Below are 17,399 nucleotides of genomic sequence, written 5' to 3' on the forward strand. Positions count from 1 at the left end.
CCATGGATAGCACGACACTCCATTCCCACCTCGGCAGCCGCGTCTCGCAATATCTTGCGCTGACGAAACCGCGCGTCACGCAGCTCGCCGTGTTTTGCGCTGTCATCGGCATGTTTCTGTCCACGCCCGGCATGGTGCCGTGGGACAAGCTGGTCGGCGGCGCGGTCGGCATCTGGTTGCTGGCCGGCGCGGCTTTCGCGATCAACTGCCTCGTCGAACAGAAAGTCGATGCGAAGATGCGCCGCACCGCGTGGCGCCCGTCCGCGCGCGGGCAGATCACCACGACGCAGATTCTGATCTTCTCGGCGATATTGGGCGGCATCGGCATGTGGACGCTCTACACGTTCACGAATCCGCTCACGATGTGGCTCACCATCGCCACGTTCGTCGGCTATGCGGTCGTCTACACGCTGCTGCTCAAGCCTTACACGCCGCAGAACATCGTGATCGGCGGCGCGTCCGGCGCGATGCCGCCGGCGCTCGGCTGGGCGGCCGTCACGGGCACGGTGCCCGGCGACGCGTGGATTCTCGTGCTGATCATCTTCGTGTGGACGCCGCCGCATTTCTGGGCGCTCGCGCTCTATCGCCGCAAGGACTACGAGAACGCAGGCCTGCCCATGCTGCCGATCACGCACGGCGAGAAATACACGCTGCTCAACATCTTTCTGTACACGCTCGTCCTGTTCGCCGTCACGCTGATGCCGTATATCTCCGGCATGAGCGGCGTGGTGTATCTGGCGAGTGCGATCGCGCTCGGCGCGGTGTTCATCGGTTATGCGTGGAAGATGTACCGCGACTACTCGGACGCGCTCGCGCGCAAGACCTTCCGCTATTCGATCGTGTATCTGTCGCTGCTGTTCGGCGCGCTGCTCGTCGATCATTATGTGCGCACGGTGATTGGCGCATGACGGCTGCTCTTCGTCGCATCTTTGCGCTGTTGTTCGTGGCGGCTCTGGTCGCCGCGTGCGAGAAAGCACCCGATTTCAAGAATCTCGACATCACCGGCAACAAGCAGTTCGGCGCCGATTTTTCGCTGCCCGACACGCACGGCAAGACGCGCACGCTCGCGGACTTCAAGGGCCGTGCGGTCGTGCTGTTCTTCGGCTATACGCATTGTCCGGACGTCTGCCCGACGACGCTCGCCGAGCTTTCCCAAGCGATGCAGCAGCTCGGCGACAAATCGAAGGACGTGCAGGTGCTGATGGTCACCGTTGATCCCGCGCGCGACACGCCCGAACTGCTCGGTCAGTACGTGGCGGCGTTCAACCCGTCGTATATCGGATTGCGGCCGGCCAACGATGCACAGCTCGCGCAGATCGCGAAGGACTTTCGGGTGTACTACGCGAAGTCGCAGGGCAAGACGCCCGACGACTACACGATGGACCACACGGCTGCAAGCTACGTGTTCGACAAGGACGGCAAGCTGCGTCTCTTCGCACGCGACGGGCAGGGCGTCGATCCGTGGGTTCACGACCTGAAGCTGCTGGTCGACTGATCGAGGCAGCGGCCAACAAGGGCCGCTCTCCAATTTACTTATCCAGCGACGGCTCGGGCAGATTCAAACCCGGCGCGAGCCGCGTCGCCTTGAATTCGATGATGTCGTAGTGCGCGAGTCCCTGTCTCGCGAACGGATCTTCCGCGATGATCGCATCGAGCCGCTCGCGTTCGATGCCCGACGCCAGAATGACACCGCCTTCGCGCGGCACCTTCGGCCCCGCGACGACGAACACGCCCGCCGCGAAATAACGTTCGAGATAGACACGATGCGCGTCGAGCGCGTCATCGATTTCGGCGAGCGCGCCGGTATAGCGCAGATTGATCACATACATGGCGAGCGTGGCCTCCGGCGTGCGAAAAAGTGTGGCGTTCCGCCGATTTTATCCGCCCTTGCCGCGAGTGATATTCACATGAACATTCTGTATTTACCCTCGCACCGACGCTGTGCGAATATCCGTCGCCTTGGTTCGTATCACTGACCGAAGACGAAACTGGAATCCCGCGGCAAGAACGCATCGAAACAGGAACACCATGCAGCGCAGAAATTTGCTCAAAGCCATTGCCGCGGTCGCGGCGTCCGCCTCGTTGTTCACGAGCCTCGCCGCTCGCGCCGATGACAAGGTCATCAAGGTCGGCACCATCAGCGGCCCCGATGCGCAGATCTGGCAAGTCGTTCAGAAGGTCGCGAAGCGCGAAGGGTTGAACGTGAAGGTGATCGAGTTCAACGACTACGTTCAGCCGAACGCCGCGCTCGATGCCGGCGATCTCGACGCGAACAGCTTTCAGCATCAGCCGTATCTGGACAGCCAGATCAAGCAGCGCGGCTATAAGATCGTGAATGCCGGTCTCACTTACATCTCGCCGCTCGGCGTGTACTCGAAGAAGCTGAAGTCGTTGAAAGACTTGCCGCAAGGCGCGAAGGTCGCGGTGCCGAATGATCCGTCCAACGAGAATCGCGCGCTTCTGCTGCTGCAAAGCCAGGGCGTGATCAAGCTGAAGGCGGGCGCCGGCACGAACGGCAACAACGCGACGGCGCTCGACGTGGCGGACAATCCGAAGAAGGTCAAGCTCGTCGAGCTCGACGCCGCGCAATTGCCGCGCACGCTCGCCGATGTCGATGTTGCCGCGATCAACACGAACTTCGCGCTTGCGGCAGGCCTGCAGCCCACGAAGGATGCGATCGCGCTCGAGGACGTTCATAGCCCGTACGCGAACCTGATTGCCGTGCGCGCGAAGGACAAGGATCAGCCGTGGGTGAAGAAGCTGGTCGCGGCTTACCAGTCCGAAGACGTGCGTCAGTTTCTCAAGAGCGAGTTCAAGGGCTCGGTCGTGCCTTCGTTCTGAGAGAGCGATCTCGCACGGTAGCTTCAACGGCGCCCCTCGGGGCGCCGTTTTCAATGGTGCGGCAGTTCAGTCGACGCAAATCGGCTGCAGCTCTTTTTGCCACAGGATGCCCGGCCCGTCTTGCGTAGCGGTGAAACCGGTTCGCAGGAACAACGCGCAGAGATCTTCCTGAGATGCCTCGAGCCGGCAGGTCACCTGGTCATAACGCGCGCCGTGCGCGAAGTTCGTGCATGCCGCGACGAGCTGCCCGCCGAGTCCGCGCCGACGCGCGCCCGGCTCGACGAACAGCAGTTCGATGCGTGCCCGACGCTCGGATTCCGCCGTGAGTATGGCCGCGCCGACGCGTGTGGCATTGGTCTGTTCCGCGACCCAGCACGCGATGCGCGGCGTATTCACCTGCATCGCGAAGAGGAAGCCCGACACCAACTGCGCCGCATACGCCTCACTGAAGAGCTTCGGCTTGTCGCCGGAGTAGAGATGCGCATGGCGCTCGATCATCCAGCCGAAGTCGCCGCCGCGTGGCACGCGCAGCCTCGTTTCGCCGTCGGTGTGCACCGGTGAGAGCAGTCGCTCGACGTCCGCCATCGCAGTGCAAAGCTGATCGATCTCGGCGGCGGTCAGCCGCTTGAGCAGCGTGGCGGTTTCGGCGGAAACGTGAAGGTCGATCTCGTCGACCTGCGCTTTTGCCTCGGCCGTGATCCGCAACAGATGCGCGCGGCCGTCCGCCTCATTCTTTCGCCGTATGACCAGGCCGAGTTTCTGGAAGTTGTTGATCAACCTGCTCAGATAGCCCGTGTCCAGACCCAGATTGCGTGACAGGTCCGCTGCCGTGGCGGCGCGGCCGTGCGCCAGCTCGTGCAGGATCCGCACTTCAGTCAGCGAAAAGCAGCTTTTATGCAGCCGCTCGTGAAGCGCGCCCGTATGGCGTGCATAAAAACGGTTGAAGCGGCGTACCGCTTCGACGGCCCGGCCCGGATCAGAACTGCCCATCGCGTGAGTCTCTCAAAGTTTTGTTGAAATTTAATTTTGATTCCGAACTAATGCGTACATTGTGCCAAAGAAGCACGACCGTGCGAATACGAAAATGCCCGAAAAGTGGGTATGTTGGCAATCAAGGGAACCAGTTTGGCAACTGGATCGTCCATGCGGGTAATTCCCGATGGCGAAGGCTGTTGCATTGAGCGCATTAAAAGCGCGTCAACATATTGATTTTTATAGTAATTTGACGTTTGTTCTCAAGTCGCGTCTTAGAATTGACTGGTATTATGTTGGTTATATAATGGGCTCCAGTTTAGACGTGAGGGCGTTCTTTGGACCATCGCTGGGAGCCTTTGAGGCCTGACGCGCAAAGCGATACGCCGCTTTATCTTCAACTGGCCTCGCGTCTGGCTGCGGCGATTCATGCAGACAACTGGACGGCTGGCGAGGCGCTGCCTTCGGAGCGCACTTTGTCGCAGGGAGTCGGCGTATCGCGCATCACGGCGAGAAAGGCCATCGCGCTGCTCGTCGAGCAGGGGCTGATCCGGCGGGTGCGCGGCGCGGGCAATTTCATCACGCCGCGCGTCGAAGATCCGCTGTCCCGGCTGACCGGGTTCACCCGGAAGATGGAACAGCGCGGCTTCAGGCCCGACTCGATCTGGCTAGATCGCGGACTGCGCGCAGCGAATCGCGACGAAACCGTGCGTCTGGGTCTGCCACCGGGCGCGGCCGTTGCAAGCCTCAGACGTCTGCGGCGCGCTGACGGCATCGTGATGGCGGTCGAGCATTCCGCCTTGCCTGTCGCCGTCGTGCCGGACCCGCTGGCGATCGGCGCATCGCTTTATCGCTATCTGGAGGACAACGGGTCGTCGGTGGTAAGGGCGCTGCAACATTTCCGCGCGGTGAACGCGGGCGCGGACATCGCGCGGCTGATGGGCGTGGCGCCGCGCGCGGCGCTGCTCGTGATTACGCGCATCGGCTATTCGGCGGATCAGCGCGCGATCGAATTGACGGACACCTACTGCCGCGACGACTACTACGACTTCGTCGCAGAGCTGCATCGATAAGCGTCGGCACAGACGCGCTTCACGCAAAGAGCATCACGAGAGCGGAAAACAGAACCAGAGGACCCAAGGAAGCCGTTCGCATCTTTCGAACGAAAGCCTGCTCGCAGCACGGCGCGGACGGCGCTGAACCTCACCCAAGCATCGCGTACTTCCAGAGAACTTCATGCTGAAAGGAAACATACTCACGACCGACGGATGGATCCACGGAACCGTCCGCTTCGAGAACGGCCGCGTGACGGCGCTCGAAGGCCATATCGCCGATCCGCTCGCGAACGACGCGCCATACATCCTGCCCGGCTTCATCGATCTTCACGTGCACGGCGGCGGCGGGCGCGACATCATGGAGGGCGGCGACGCGGCGGACACCGTCGCGCGTCAGCACGCGCAGCACGGCACCACGAGCCTGCTCGCCACCACGATGACCGCGCCGCGCGACGAACTGATGCAAGTCGTCGCGGGCCTGGGCGAACAGGCGAAGCAACGCGCGGCGGGCGGCGCGCGCATGCTCGGCGTGCATCTGGAAGGCCCGTATATCAATCCGGGCAAGCTCGGCGCGCAACCGGACGCAGCCGCCGTCGCGGTGCGCGATGAAGTGCTGAAGTACCTCGAACTCGCGCCGATCCGCGTCGTCACGATCGCGCCGGAGATTTCCGGGCATCTGGACATCATCGCGGAGATGGCGGCGCGCGGCGTGCGCGTGCAGCTCGGTCATTCGCTCGGCACATACGACGACGCCGTCAACGCGCTCAAGCACGGCGCGCGCGGCTTCACGCATCTGTTCAACGCGATGTCGCCGCTGCATCACCGCGACCCCGGCATGGTCGGCGCCGCGCTGGCGCATGCCGAATACGCCGAACTCATCCCCGATCTGCTGCACGTGCATCCGGGCGCCATTCGCGCCGCGATGCGCGCGATCCCGCGTCTGTACGTCGTGACCGACAGCACGTCGGCGGCCGGCATGCCCGACGGCGAATATCGCCTCGGCAGCCAGCACGTCACCAAATGCATGGGCGGCGTGCGTCTCGCGGACGGCACGCTCGCCGGCAGCACCCTGACGATGGATCAGGCGCTGCGCAATCTCGTCTCGCTGGGCATTCCGCTCGCGGACGTCTCGAATCGTCTGTCGCGCTATCCCGCCGACTATCTCGGGCTCGAAGATCGCGGCCGCATCGCGCGCGGCGCATGGGCCGATCTCGTCGTGCTCGATCGGGACCACGCGCTGACCGCAACGTATGTCGAAGGAGAATCAATTGTCGAATATGCTTAACGAGGCACTGGAGTCCGCCGACGTCGTCGCGGCCCAGCTCGCCGATACCTCGCGCATCGAAGCGCTCGCGGACAAGCTCAAGGAGCAGCCGCGCAATGTCGCGCTGACGGTCGCGCGCGGCAGCTCCGACCACGCCGCCAGTTATTTCGCAAGCCTGACGATGAGCCGCATCGGCGTGCCGGTCGCCTCGCTGCCGATGTCGGTCGCGACGCTCCAGCAGGCGCCGTTGCGCGTGTCGGGCCAGCTCGCCGTCGCGTTTTCCCAATCGGGCAAGAGCCCCGATCTCGTCGGCACGATGCAGGCGTTGCGCGAAGCCGGCGCGTTCACGGTCGCGGCCGTCAACGTCACCGGATCGCCGCTCGAAAGCGCGTGCGAATACTTTCTACCGCTGCTTGCCGGGCCGGAACTGTCGGTGGCTGCGACCAAGAGCTATATCGCGATGCTGTCGCTGTCGGCCATCGTGATCGCGCACGTTCAGCGCGACGTCGAACTGCTCAACGCGCTGAAGTCGCTGCCGGATGCGCTGCGCGCCGCGGGCAAGCTCGACTGGACGCGCGCAGTGAGCGAACTGAAGGACGTCGACCGCATGATCGTGATCGGGCGCGGTCTCGGTCTCGCGATCGCGCAGGAAGCGGCGCTCAAGCTGAAGGAAACCTCGGGCATCCAGGCCGAAGCGTTCTCCAGCGCGGAAGTGCGTCACGGCCCGATGGAAATCATCGACAAGGACTATCCGCTCCTCGTGTTCGCGCCGCGCGGGCCGGAGCAGGCGGGCCTCGTCCAGCTTGCAGCAGACATGCGCGCACGCGGCGCGCGCGTGCTGCTCGCAGCGCCCGGGGATGTCGCGCAAGCGGAGTTGCCGCTCGTCGCGACCGATCATCCGGCGCTCGATCCGATCGCCGCAATCCTTTCGTTCTATGTGATGGCCGCGGGTCTGGCCGCCGCGCGCGGGCGCAATCCCGACGCGCCGCGCCACCTGAATAAGGTCACCGAAACCCATTGAGTGAGATAGCCGATGCGCCGTGCCGAGGAGTCCCTGTTGAATCATTCCATCGATAACCCGAACGACGTGGTGTTGCTCGCGCCGTTCACCGGCCCCATCGTGCCGCTCGCCGATGTGCCCGATCCCGTGTTCGCCGAAGGCATGTTCGGCGATGGCATCGGCATCGATCCGCTCGACAACGTGCTCGTTTCGCCCTGCGACGGCACCATCACGCATCTCGCGCGCACGCATCACGCGGTGACGCTGCGCACGAAGGAAGGTGCGGAGATTCTGGTGCATATCGGCATCGACACGGTCAAATTGGGCGGCGAAGGCTTCGCGCCGATGGTCGAGCAGGGTGCGACGGTGCGCGCCGGTCAGCCGCTGATCGAATTCAACGCCGATTACGTCGCGCAGCATGCGCCGAGCCTTGTCTCGGTGATCGCGATCGCGAACGGCGATGCCTTCGACGTCACCGAACGCGCCGGCCGCGGCGCGCTGAAAGCGGGCGCGCGACTGCTCGTTCTGCGCGCGAAGCACGGCGAAAAGGCGGAATCGGCGCGCAGCGGCGCGGTCGTGCTGGAAGAGGCTCGCCGCAGTCTCACATTGGCGCACGCGGGCGGTTTGCATGCGCGTCCGGCCGCGCGGGCGCGTGAAGCCGCGCGCGGTTTCGACGCGAAAGTCGAAGTGCGTTACGAAGGCAAGAAGGCGCCTGTGGAAAGCGTCGTCGGCCTGCTCGGTCTCGGTGCGGGCGAAGGTGCGACCATCGAACTGGTGGGCATCGGCTCGCAGGCGCAGGAAGCGGTCGAAGCGGTCGCCGTCGAATTGCTGCGCGCCGCGCACGGCGAAGTCGAAGAGACGCCCGCGCGCCAGAAGTCGCCGGCGCCGCTCGCGAAGGCGGCCGCATCGGGCGGGCCGCTGCCGCCGAACACGCTCGCCAGCGTGTGCGCGTCGCCGGGCATCGCGGTCGGCAAGCTCGTGCGCTGGGACGATCAGGAGATCGTGCCGCCCGAACAGGCGAGCGGATCATCGGCGGCGGAGAGCCGTGCGCTCGATAAAGCCATCGCGCAAGTCGACGCCGAACTCGGCGAAACCGTGCGCACGGCGTCGCAGCGCGGCGCGGTCGGCGAAGCGGGCATTTTCGCGGTTCATCGCGTGCTGCTAGAAGACCCGACGCTCGTCGATGCCGCGCGCGATCTGATCAGCCTCGGCAAGAGCGCGGGCTTCGCGTGGCGCGAGGCGATCCGCGCGCAGATCGCGCTGCTTTCGAACGTGCAGGACGATCTGCTCGCCGAGCGCGCGGCCGATCTGCGCGATATCGAAAAGCGCGTGCTTCGCGCGCTCGGTCTCACCAATACGGCGGCGCGCGAACTGCCGGCCGAAGCGGTGCTGGCCGCGACGGAATTCACGCCGTCGGATCTTTCGTCGATCGACCGCACGCGCGTCACCGCGCTCGTGATGGCGCGAGGCGGCGCGACCTCGCATGCGGCGATCATCGCGCGTCAGATCGGCATTCCGGCGCTCGTCGCGATCGGCGATGCGCTGCACGCGATTCCCGAGGGCACGCAAGTCGTCGTCGATGCCTCGGCGGGCCGCTTCGAGCATGCGCCGACGCAAGTCGACGTCGAGCGCGCGCGCGCCGAACGCGAGCGTCTCGCGAACGTGCGCGAGGCGAACCGCAAGCTGTCGCGGGAAGCGGCATCGACGAAAGATGGCCGCGCGATCGAAGTCGCCGCGAATATCGCGACGCTCGACGACGCGAAGGCCGCCGTCGAAAACGGCGCGGACGCGGTCGGCCTGTTGCGCACGGAACTGCTGTTCATCCATCGCCAGTCGGCGCCGACGGTCGACGAGCACGCGCAAAGCTATCAGGGCATCGTCGATGCGTTGCAGGGCCGCACCGCGATCATCCGCACGCTCGATGTCGGCGCGGACAAGGAAGTCGATTATCTGACGCTGCCGCCCGAGGAAAACCCCGCGCTCGGCCTGCGCGGCATCCGTCTCGCGCAAGTGCGTCCCGATCTGCTCGACGATCAATTGCGCGGCCTGCTCGCCGTGAAGCCGCTCGGCGCCGTGCGCATCCTGCTGCCGATGGTGACCGATTCCGGCGAGTTGCAGCGCCTTAGAAAGCGCATCGACGAACTGGCGCGTGAGGCCGGCCGCACCGAGCCGATCGAAGTCGGCGTGATGATCGAAGTGCCGTCGGCGGCATTGCTTGCCGATCAGCTCGCGAAGCACGCGGACTTTCTCTCGATCGGCACCAACGATCTCACGCAGTACACGCTCGCGATGGACCGCTGCCAGCCCGATCTCGCCGCGCAGTCCGACGGCCTGCATCCGGCCGTGCTGCGTCTCATCAAAGCGGCGGTGCAGGGCGCGGAGAAGCACGGCAAGTGGGTTGGCGTGTGCGGCGCGCTCGGTGGCGATCCGGTCGCGGCGCCGCTGCTCGTCGGCCTGGGCGTGACCGAGTTGTCGGTCGATCCGGTGTCGGTGCCCGGCATCAAGGCGCGCGTGCGCAATCTCGATTACCAGCTTTGCCGTCAGCGCGCCGAGGACTGCCTCGCGCTCGAATCGGCACAGGCAGTAAGAGCGGCAAGCCGCGAAATCTGGCCGCAGGACTAACCGTCCGTCCCGCAGCTGAGTTCGTGGAAACTTTTCAGCAAATCCCGAAGCAGTAACGACAAGACTTATATTTTTGGAGAACCCGATGGACGCCAATCCGTTTGCAAAGATGCAGCGCCTGGGCCGTGCCCTGATGCTGCCGATCGCCGTGCTACCGGTGGCCGGCCTGCTTTTGCGTCTCGGCCAGCCCGATGTCTTCAACATCAAGATGATCGCCGACGCAGGCGACGCGATCTTCACCAACCTGCCGCTGCTCTTCGCCATCGGCGTCGCGGTGGGCTTCGCGAAGGACAACAACGGTACGGCGGGCCTCGCCGGCGCGATCGGCTATCTCATCGAAGTGGCCGTGATGAAGGACATCAACGACAAGCTCAACATGGGCGTGCTGTCGGGGATCATCGCCGGTATGGTGGCCGGCTATCTGTATAACCGCTACAAGGACATCAAGCTGCCCGAATATCTGGCGTTCTTCGGCGGCAAGCGCTTCGTGCCGATCGTCACGGGCGTCGCGTGTCTGATACTCGGCATCGTATTCGGCTATGTCTGGCAGCCGGTGCAGGGCGCAATCGACACGGCCGGCAACTGGCTCACGACGGCGGGCGCACTCGGCACCTTCGTGTTCGGCGTGCTGAACCGCATCCTGCTCGTCACGGGCTTGCATCACATCATCAACTCGCTCGCGTGGTTCGTGTTCGGCTCGTACACGCCTGTCGGCGGCGGTGCGGTGGTGCATGGCGACCTGCATCGATTCTTCGCGGGCGATCCCACCGCAGGCGGCTTCATGACCGGCTTCTTCCCGATCATGATGTTCGGCCTTCCGGCTGCGTGTCTCGCGATGTTCCATGAAGCGCCGAAGGACCGCCGCGCGGTCGTCGGCGGCCTCCTGTTCTCTATGGCGCTGACCGCGTTCCTCACGGGCGTGACCGAGCCGATCGAATACAGCTTCATGTTCCTCGCTCCGGTTCTCTACGCGATCCACGCGGTGCTGACGGGCCTGTCGCTCGCGATCTGCTCGGCGCTCGGCATCCATCTGGGCTTCACCTTCTCGGCGGGCGCGATCGACTACGTGCTGAACTACGGCCTGTCGCAGCGCGGCTGGCTGGCGCTCGTGATCGGCGTGATTTACTTCGTCATCTATTACGGCCTGTTCCGCTTCTTCATCCGCAAGTTCAACATGGCGACGCCGGGCCGCGAGCCGGCCACGACCGACGCGCAAACCGATGCCGACACCACGGTCGACGGCGGCCTGATCCCGCCGCTTCCGGGCGCGGCGGCCGTGTCCGCGCCGAATACGCGCGCTTCGAAGTACATCGCGGCGCTCGGCGGCGCGTCCAATCTGACGCTCGTCGATGCCTGCACGACGCGTCTGCGCTTGTCTGTGGCGGATACGGAGAAAGTGTCGGAAGCGCAGTTGAAGAGCATCGGCGCGCGTGGCGTGCTCAAGCGCGGCGCGACCAACGTGCAGGTGATCATCGGGCCGGAAGCGGACCTGATCGCCGATGAAATCCGCACCGAGCTCGAGCATTCGTCGACGCGCGGCGCGACGCCGGCATCGTCCACGCCGGCGCAATCGGCGCCGTCGGCACAAGCTGCGGCGGCGGCAACGGGCGCCGATCAGACGCCCGGCCCGCTCGATCCGGACCCGTTCCGCTGGCTCGCTGTGTTCGGCGGCGCGACCAATGTCGTGTCACTTGATGCAGTCGCCGCGACGCGCCTGCGCGTGGTCGTGCGCGATCCGTCGTCGGTGGATAAGCAGCGTCTGTCTTCGCTGGACGTGGCGTGGGTTTCGGCCGATACGTTCCACATCGTCGTGGGCGCGGCGGCGCAGCGTTACGCCGCGCAACTGTCGACGCGACTGTCGGCCAACGGCGGCGGCGCCGCACCGATGCCGGCGTGATGCGGTAGTCGATGTTTCAAGCAAACGGCGCCCGCGGGCGCCGTTTGTCTTTGTGCGCAGAGCCAAAGAAAAAGCCCGCTGTCTCATCGACGGCGGGCTTCCCAATTTCTGCTACGGCGACGGCAGGATTACGCGTAGTCGTGCAGCGCCGAACGCATTTTCTTCATCGCGCTCGCCTCGATCTGGCGAATGCGCTCCGCCGAGACGCCGAACTCGTCGGCCAGTTCGTGCAGCGTCATGCCGCCCGAGCCGTCGTCCTGCACGTCGAGCCAGCGCGCCTTGATGATGCGGCGGCTGCGCTCATCCAGCGATTCGAGCGCGTCGGCAAGGCCGTCGCTTTGCAGCGTGTCGAACTGGCGCGCGGCGATGACGTTGGTCGGCTCGTTGTGCGAGTCGGCCAGATAGGCGATGGGCGCGAACGCTTCCTCGCCGTCTTCGACCTGACCTTCGAGCGCGATGTCGCCGCCCGACAAGCGCGTTTCCATCTCTGCGACTTCTTCGCGCTTCACGTTCAGTTCGCTGGCAAGACCCTCGATCTCGTCCGGCGTGAACGCCGAATGGCTGCTCTTATGGCTGCGCAGGTTGAAGAACAGCTTGCGCTGCGCCTTGGTCGTGGCGACCTTCACCATGCGCCAGTTGCGCAGGATGTACTCGTGAATCTCGGCCTTGATCCAGTGCATCGCATACGACACCAGGCGCACGTTTTGCTCCGGGTCGAAGCGCTTCACCGCCTTCATCAGACCGATGTTGCCTTCCTGGATCAGATCCGCGTGCGGCAGGCCATAGCCCAGATAGTTTCGTGCGATCGACACGACGAGGCGCAGGTGCGAAAGCACGAGCTGGCGCGCCGCGTTCAGATTGCCCTGTTCGCGGAATTCGGTGGCGTACTGACGTTCCTCTGCCTGCGACAGCATAGGAATGCGGTTCACTGCTTGTATGTATGAGTCGATGTTGCCAATCTGGCCGGTCAGCATCGACGATTGTGCGTACGTCAGCGCGCCTGCCGAAGATCCCTTGGCAGGTGCCGAGCTCAAAACATTCGGAAGGGTCATCGCATTGGTCACGCTCATAAGCTCCTTATCAATAATTCGCGTGCCGCTTAACGGCGGCGGAAGTCAGACATGATCTTAGCACTCTGGTTCATCGAGTGCTAAGTGTTAGAGCGAGGGGCAATGTGGGAGTTCCCACAAAAACTATCGTATTTGCGGGAGCGATAGGACAGACTGTTGCGTATCGATGGGAAATACGTACCGTTTAGGGGCTCGCTTTCGAATCGGTTACTGCTCTTGTGCGCTGCGGCGAAAGAAAATTCAACAAAATGCGGCATGCTGTTGCGATTCATGCAAATGTGTCAAAAGATCACTAGAATCGGCCAACAACATCCTTGATGAAACACGCCCGTCGTCGAGTAAATGGGGTGCTCATGCATAAAAACAAGCTTTCGTGGCATCGTCCGCTGTTGCGTTTGTCCGTTTGCGCGGCGCTCGGCATGGCGTCGGCGGCGGCGCATGCCGACCGGTTCGGCGTGCAGATCGGAGGCGGTGTATCCAACCGCGACTTCAAGAAAGCAGACCTCGGCCTGGTCTGGGACCCGAATCTGACGTGGTGGGAAATCGGCGGATTTCATTTCACGCTGCTCGGCGAAGGGCATGTGGCGTACTGGCACTCCACCCTCGACTACGCCACCAACCCGGATATCTGGGAATTCGGCGTCACGCCGATGCTGAGGTTCGTGAAGGGTTCAGGATACTTCCGGCCGTTCATCGAGATCGGCGTCGGCGTGCGGCTGCTTTCGCACGCGCGCATCACGCCGTTTTTCACCACATCGACGGCATTCCAGTTCTCGGACGTGGTGGGCGTCGGCATGATCTTCGGCGAGAAGCAGAGCTATCAGGCGGGCTTTCGCTACCAGCATCTGTCGAACGCGGGTATCAAAGACCCGAATCCTGGTATAAATTTCAGCCAGCTATATCTGCAATACAACTTCTGACGAGGCGCCGGCCCATCGGTTCCTCGACACAAGGGGAATCGACAGATGCCGGCAAAAACCATTGAGGCCATACGCGGCCTCGAGCGCGATCGCTTCCGTGCGATGGTCGAGGGCGATGGCGTGGCGCTAGACGCGCTGCTGGCCGAAAACGTCAGCTACGTGCACACGAACGGCAAGCGGGAGACGAAGCGTCAGTTCATCGACGCCATTACCGCGGGCCGGCGCCGCTATCGCCAGATCGAGATTCAGTCGCAGGACGTGCTGCCTGCCGGCCGCGACACGTGTCTGGTTTCGGGCCGCGCGCTGGTCGAAATGGAGTCGAAGAACGGCGCGCTGCTCTTTCCGATCGCCTACACCGCCGTCCACATCCAGACCGAGGGTCAGTGGCAACTGCTCGCGCTGCAGGCGACGCGCGTGGCGCTCGAATAGCCACGCGCGCCGCCCTCACGCTTCGAGGGCGGCCTCGTGCTGCCCCTGCCGCACGCTCTCCGCGATCCGTCCCGATCGATTCACTGCGCTCACGACCGCATCGGCGACCGCGAACGCCGGATTCGCATGCACCGCGACGCCGAAGCGCGTCGGGCCATGGCTGACCCGGCAGCCGACGAAAGCCGCCGTATCGCCGCTCGCCGTGACGGCCGTTTCGAACCAGTTGACGTTCGCATCGACATCGAGCGCCGCCGCGACCGTCCGCGCGTAAGCGTCGCCGCTTGTCGCGCTTCCCGCGGGAGAAACCGCGACGCGCCTTCCGGACACCGCGAGCGTCGACGCATCGACGCGCGATACCGGCCCACCCGCGTCGAAATATTCGCGCCTAAACAGCTCGCAGATCGCTTCGCCGCTGATTTCGGCGCCGGACGTATCGGTCACTTTCTGAACGGCGTGGCTGAATTCGATCTGCACGCGGCGCGGCGGCGTGAAGCCGAGGCCGCGTTCGAGCAGATACGTGGAGCCGCCCTTGCCGGACTGGCTGTTCACGCGGATGACCGCGTCGTAGCTGCGGCCGAGATCGGCCGGATCGATCGGCAAATAGGGTACTTCCCAAACGGTGCCGGGCATGCGTTGCGCGAAGCCCTTGCGGATCGCGTCCTGATGCGAGCCCGAAAACGCCGTGAACACGAGATCGCCCGCGTACGGATGGCGCGGATGCACCGGAATCTGATTGCAGCGCTCGACGACGCGGCGCACGGCGTCGATATCGGAGAAATCGAGGCCCGGGTCGATGCCCTGCGTGTAGAGATTCATCGCCAGCGTGACGAGATCGACGTTGCCGGTGCGCTCGCCGTTGCCGAAAAGACAGCCTTCGATGCGATCCGCGCCCGCGAGCACCGCCATTTCCGCCGCCGCGACCGCCGTGCCGCGATCGTTGTGCGGATGAACCGACAGCACGATGCTGTCGCGATAACCCATGTTGCGGTCCATCCACTCGACCTGGTCGGCGAATACGTTCGGCATCGCGGCTTCGACCGTCGCGGGCAGATTCACGATCATTTTGTGATCGGGCGTCGGACGCCACATCTGCGCAACGGCGTCGCAGACTTCGCGCGCGAACGGGAGTTCCGTCATGCTGAAAGTTTCGGGCGAGTATTGATAGATCCAGTGGGTGTCCGGCCGCGCCGCCGCGCATTCCTTGATGATGCGCGTGCCTTCGACCGCCAGCGCCTTCACGTCTTCCTTCGACTGATTGAACACGATCTTGCGGAACGACGGCGCGATCGCGTTATAGAGATGCACGATCACCTTGCTCGCGCCCTCGACGGCTTCGAACGTGCGCTCGATCAGTTCGCGGCGCGACTGCACGAGCACTTCGATGGTCACATCGTCCGGAATGCGCTTTTCGTCGATCAACTTGCGCACGAAATCGAAATCCGTCTGGGATGCCGACGGAAACCCCACCTCGATCTCCTTGAACCCGATTTTCACCAGCATCTCGAAGAACTCGAGCTTTGCCGCGATGCTCATCGGCTCGATGAGCGACTGGTTGCCGTCGCGCAGATCGGTGCTCATCCAGATGGGCGCCTTCTCGATCGTGCGGGTCGGCCAGCGGCGGCCATTCAGACGGACTTGCGGAAACGGGCGGTATTTCTCGGCGGGGTTCGGCATCATGATCGTCGATCTCTCTTCGGACGGTTTGCGTAGCGCCTGCGAGAGAGTCCGTGTCCGGCGGCTGGCCGGGCGTGGCGGAATGCACCGAAGACGAAGCCGCGCGCGCGTTCACACGAATCACCAGCGATGGTGACGCCTGCGACCAACGTGAACGTGCGCGAAGCAGCGTGCATGTGACCCTCGCGTTTCCGTTTCGCGGGATGCGCGAACGAAAAGCTGACGACTACAGGTGGTAAGAAAAGGAACTACAGGGGACTGCTGGAGGACCGCACTTGCTCGGAAGACCCGGCAACGCGCGGCGCTACGTCTGGCGACTTACGCTAGACGTAGCGATAGGGGCCGCGCTAGGCGGCCCGAAATAATTCGGAGGGAGGAGGGCTGGGTGAAGCTCATGCGTTCGACTTTAAACCAGCGTTGAATACCGTGTCAAATGGGGTTTGTCTGATCGGCAATCGGCTTGCGCACGGTTTCCGCGATGACCTCCGCCTGGCGAGCTACCGCGGGCGGCACCGGCACGTCGCCGCGCAGCACGCATTCGATCCAGCGCGCGGTGGTGGCGGCGTCGAGCGTTTCGGGTAGATCGATGTGCGGCGCGTGCGGTTGCGAGTGCTCCGGCGAGATCAGCGTTTCGACGCGGCCGTCGTGAAACCAGTCGACCTGGACCTGGCGGCGCGTGTCCGCGACGGCTTCGCCTTCGGTGCCGCGCGCGAGCAGCGCGCCGCCCGCCGCCGCGTCGGGATGCTCGGACAGAAGCGCCGTCAGGCTCTCGCGATACTCCGGATGCGTGTAGTTGACGAGCCTCAGACCCGGGTCCGCGAACGGCTGAAGAATCTTCACGAGCGTATGCGTCGAGTTGCGCACGCCCATGCGCCGCCGAAGCGCGAGCAGGCGCGCGAGCTTCGGCGCCAGCACGGTGATCGGCGCGAAGGCGAGACGGCGAGAGGCGAGGCTGTCTTCGATTTCATCGTGCGACGCCGCGTGCGCGATGCCGAGTTCCGTGAAGATTTCAGCACTCGTCACGCGGCCGGGATCTTCGATGACGCCGTGGACCAGCACCGGCACGCCTTCGCGCGCGAGCAGAAGCGACAGCAGCGGCACGAGGTTCGGCGTCTTGCGCGCGCCGTTATAGCTCGGAATGGACACGGGGCGCGCGTGCTCGCGTCCGTCCTGCACGTGCAGCGGCTCGAACGAGCGATGCGCGGCGGAAAGCATCGCGGCGAGTTCGGCCGACGTTTCGCCTTTCACGCGATAAGCGAGCAGCACCGCGCCGAGTTCGAGCTCGGGGACGCGGTCTTCGAGCATGGCTTCGTAGAGCGCGTAGGTGTCGTCGCGGGAGAGGGCGCGTGCGCCGTTCGGCCCGCGGCCGATTTCCTTGATGTAGCGTGCACAGGCGAAAGTGGGGGAAGCGGATTCGGTCATCGGAGAGGGGATGCGTGGATCGGGCGCTCATTTCCGTAACGGGAGCGATGCCGCCGCGCGTTTCAAGGAGCAGGAGGTTATTGAGTACCGCATTTGACGGGCGCTGGCAAGGTCCGGCGGCCGAACGTTTCGCGCGGATCTTGCCCTGCGCTTACGATCGAGCAGGCGCCGCGCATCGTCGCGAAGCTCGACGAAAGCTCGCAAAGCCGCGCCCCGCAAGCCTTGGAGGCTTC

At 64.2% G+C, this 17,399-nt stretch carries 15 protein-coding genes; 10 read left to right on the forward strand and 5 right to left on the reverse strand.

The window, feature by feature from the left end; genetic code table 11:
* Positions 1 to 2: 2 nt before the first annotated feature.
* Both cyoE and AWB75_RS01920 read left to right on the forward strand, forming a co-directional pair.
* Positions 3 to 908 (forward strand): heme o synthase, encoded by a 906-nt coding sequence (gene cyoE, locus AWB75_RS01915; protein WP_061122361.1) that lies wholly within the window; start codon positions 3 to 5, stop codon positions 906 to 908.
* Positions 905 to 1,495 (forward strand): SCO family protein, encoded by a 591-nt coding sequence (locus AWB75_RS01920; protein ID WP_061122362.1) that lies wholly within the window; start codon positions 905 to 907, stop codon positions 1,493 to 1,495. The genes cyoE and AWB75_RS01920 overlap by 4 nt, the downstream gene beginning before the upstream one ends.
* 34 nt (positions 1,496 to 1,529) lie before the next feature.
* Here the strand turns inward: AWB75_RS01920 and AWB75_RS01925 are convergent, their stop codons facing one another.
* Entirely contained in the window at positions 1,530 to 1,829 is a 300-nt protein-coding gene (locus tag AWB75_RS01925) for a YciI family protein (RefSeq protein ID WP_061122363.1), read from the reverse strand.
* A gap of 199 nt (positions 1,830 to 2,028) precedes the next feature.
* Between AWB75_RS01925 and AWB75_RS01930 the strand changes: the two genes are divergently transcribed.
* Positions 2,029 to 2,841 (forward strand): MetQ/NlpA family ABC transporter substrate-binding protein, encoded by an 813-nt coding sequence (locus AWB75_RS01930; protein ID WP_061122364.1) that lies wholly within the window; start codon positions 2,029 to 2,031, stop codon positions 2,839 to 2,841.
* A 66-nt stretch (positions 2,842 to 2,907) separates the two neighbouring features.
* On the opposite strand, the gene AWB75_RS01935 is transcribed toward AWB75_RS01930, so the two are convergent.
* Positions 2,908 to 3,831 carry a bifunctional helix-turn-helix transcriptional regulator/GNAT family N-acetyltransferase gene (locus AWB75_RS01935; RefSeq protein WP_061122365.1) on the reverse strand — a complete coding sequence of 308 codons (924 nt, stop codon included), beginning with the start codon at positions 3,829 to 3,831 and terminating at the stop codon, positions 2,908 to 2,910.
* Positions 3,832 to 4,151: 320 nt separating this feature from the next.
* Between AWB75_RS01935 and AWB75_RS01940 the strand changes: the two genes are divergently transcribed.
* From AWB75_RS01940 to nagE, 5 genes are all read left to right on the forward strand, one after another.
* Positions 4,152 to 4,886 (forward strand): GntR family transcriptional regulator, encoded by a 735-nt coding sequence (locus AWB75_RS01940; protein ID WP_061122366.1) that lies wholly within the window; start codon positions 4,152 to 4,154, stop codon positions 4,884 to 4,886.
* Positions 4,887 to 5,049: 163 nt separating this feature from the next.
* Positions 5,050 to 6,153, forward strand: coding sequence for an N-acetylglucosamine-6-phosphate deacetylase (gene nagA / locus AWB75_RS01945; protein ID WP_061122367.1), 1,104 nt, complete (start codon positions 5,050 to 5,052; stop codon positions 6,151 to 6,153).
* Positions 6,146 to 7,153 carry an SIS domain-containing protein gene (locus AWB75_RS01950; protein ID WP_061122368.1) on the forward strand — a complete coding sequence of 336 codons (1,008 nt, stop codon included), beginning with the start codon at positions 6,146 to 6,148 and terminating at the stop codon, positions 7,151 to 7,153. Before nagA ends, AWB75_RS01950 begins: the two co-directional genes overlap by 8 nt.
* A gap of 12 nt (positions 7,154 to 7,165) precedes the next feature.
* On the forward strand, positions 7,166 to 9,754 hold the full coding sequence (gene ptsP, locus AWB75_RS01955) for a phosphoenolpyruvate--protein phosphotransferase (protein WP_061122369.1): 2,589 nt from the start codon (positions 7,166 to 7,168) through the stop codon (positions 9,752 to 9,754).
* Between the two features lie 85 nt (positions 9,755 to 9,839).
* Positions 9,840 to 11,651: an N-acetylglucosamine-specific PTS transporter subunit IIBC gene (nagE, locus tag AWB75_RS01960; protein WP_061122370.1), complete on the forward strand. Its 1,812-nt coding sequence runs from the start codon at positions 9,840 to 9,842 to the stop codon at positions 11,649 to 11,651.
* Positions 11,652 to 11,779: 128 nt separating this feature from the next.
* Here the strand turns inward: nagE and rpoH are convergent, their stop codons facing one another.
* Entirely contained in the window at positions 11,780 to 12,715 is a 936-nt protein-coding gene (gene rpoH, locus AWB75_RS01965; RefSeq protein ID WP_061122454.1) for an RNA polymerase sigma factor RpoH, read from the reverse strand.
* A 359-nt stretch (positions 12,716 to 13,074) separates the two neighbouring features.
* Between rpoH and AWB75_RS01970 the strand changes: the two genes are divergently transcribed.
* The gene (locus AWB75_RS01970; RefSeq protein WP_061122371.1) at positions 13,075 to 13,641 is read left to right on the forward strand and encodes an acyloxyacyl hydrolase; all 567 of its coding nucleotides are present in this window, start codon (positions 13,075 to 13,077) and stop codon (positions 13,639 to 13,641) included.
* Positions 13,642 to 13,686: 45 nt separating this feature from the next.
* Positions 13,687 to 14,070, forward strand: coding sequence for a nuclear transport factor 2 family protein (locus AWB75_RS01975; protein WP_061122372.1), 384 nt, complete (start codon positions 13,687 to 13,689; stop codon positions 14,068 to 14,070).
* Between the two features lie 15 nt (positions 14,071 to 14,085).
* On the opposite strand, the gene leuA is transcribed toward AWB75_RS01975, so the two are convergent.
* Both leuA and ybiB read right to left on the reverse strand, forming a co-directional pair.
* Positions 14,086 to 15,747 carry a 2-isopropylmalate synthase gene (gene leuA, locus AWB75_RS01980; protein ID WP_061122373.1) on the reverse strand — a complete coding sequence of 554 codons (1,662 nt, stop codon included), beginning with the start codon at positions 15,745 to 15,747 and terminating at the stop codon, positions 14,086 to 14,088.
* A 426-nt stretch (positions 15,748 to 16,173) separates the two neighbouring features.
* Entirely contained in the window at positions 16,174 to 17,166 is a 993-nt protein-coding gene (gene ybiB / locus AWB75_RS01990) for a DNA-binding protein YbiB (protein ID WP_061122375.1), read from the reverse strand.
* Positions 17,167 to 17,399: the final 233 nt, after the last annotated feature.

Source organism: Caballeronia catudaia (assembly GCF_001544755.2).
Taxonomy (GTDB): domain Bacteria; phylum Pseudomonadota; class Gammaproteobacteria; order Burkholderiales; family Burkholderiaceae; genus Caballeronia; species Caballeronia catudaia.

Excerpts from the sequence above, each read along its gene's own strand:
- cyoE (WP_061122361.1), top strand. The coding sequence starts at position 3 with ATGGATAGCACGACACTCCATTCCCACCTCGGCAGCCGCGTCTCGCAA.
- AWB75_RS01920 (WP_061122362.1), top strand. The coding sequence starts at position 905 with ATGACGGCTGCTCTTCGTCGCATCTTTGCGCTGTTGTTCGTGGCGGCT.
- AWB75_RS01925 (WP_061122363.1), bottom strand. The coding sequence starts at position 1,829 with ATGTATGTGATCAATCTGCGCTATACCGGCGCGCTCGCCGAAATCGAT.
- AWB75_RS01930 (WP_061122364.1), top strand. The coding sequence starts at position 2,029 with ATGCAGCGCAGAAATTTGCTCAAAGCCATTGCCGCGGTCGCGGCGTCC.
- AWB75_RS01935 (WP_061122365.1), bottom strand. The coding sequence starts at position 3,831 with ATGGGCAGTTCTGATCCGGGCCGGGCCGTCGAAGCGGTACGCCGCTTC.
- nagA (WP_061122367.1), top strand. The coding sequence starts at position 5,050 with ATGCTGAAAGGAAACATACTCACGACCGACGGATGGATCCACGGAACC.
- AWB75_RS01950 (WP_061122368.1), top strand. The coding sequence starts at position 6,146 with ATGCTTAACGAGGCACTGGAGTCCGCCGACGTCGTCGCGGCCCAGCTC.
- ptsP (WP_061122369.1), top strand. The coding sequence starts at position 7,166 with ATGCGCCGTGCCGAGGAGTCCCTGTTGAATCATTCCATCGATAACCCG.
- nagE (WP_061122370.1), top strand. The coding sequence starts at position 9,840 with ATGGACGCCAATCCGTTTGCAAAGATGCAGCGCCTGGGCCGTGCCCTG.
- AWB75_RS01970 (WP_061122371.1), top strand. The coding sequence starts at position 13,075 with ATGCATAAAAACAAGCTTTCGTGGCATCGTCCGCTGTTGCGTTTGTCC.
- AWB75_RS01975 (WP_061122372.1), top strand. The coding sequence starts at position 13,687 with ATGCCGGCAAAAACCATTGAGGCCATACGCGGCCTCGAGCGCGATCGC.
- leuA (WP_061122373.1), bottom strand. The coding sequence starts at position 15,747 with ATGATGCCGAACCCCGCCGAGAAATACCGCCCGTTTCCGCAAGTCCGT.
- ybiB (WP_061122375.1), bottom strand. The coding sequence starts at position 17,166 with ATGACCGAATCCGCTTCCCCCACTTTCGCCTGTGCACGCTACATCAAG.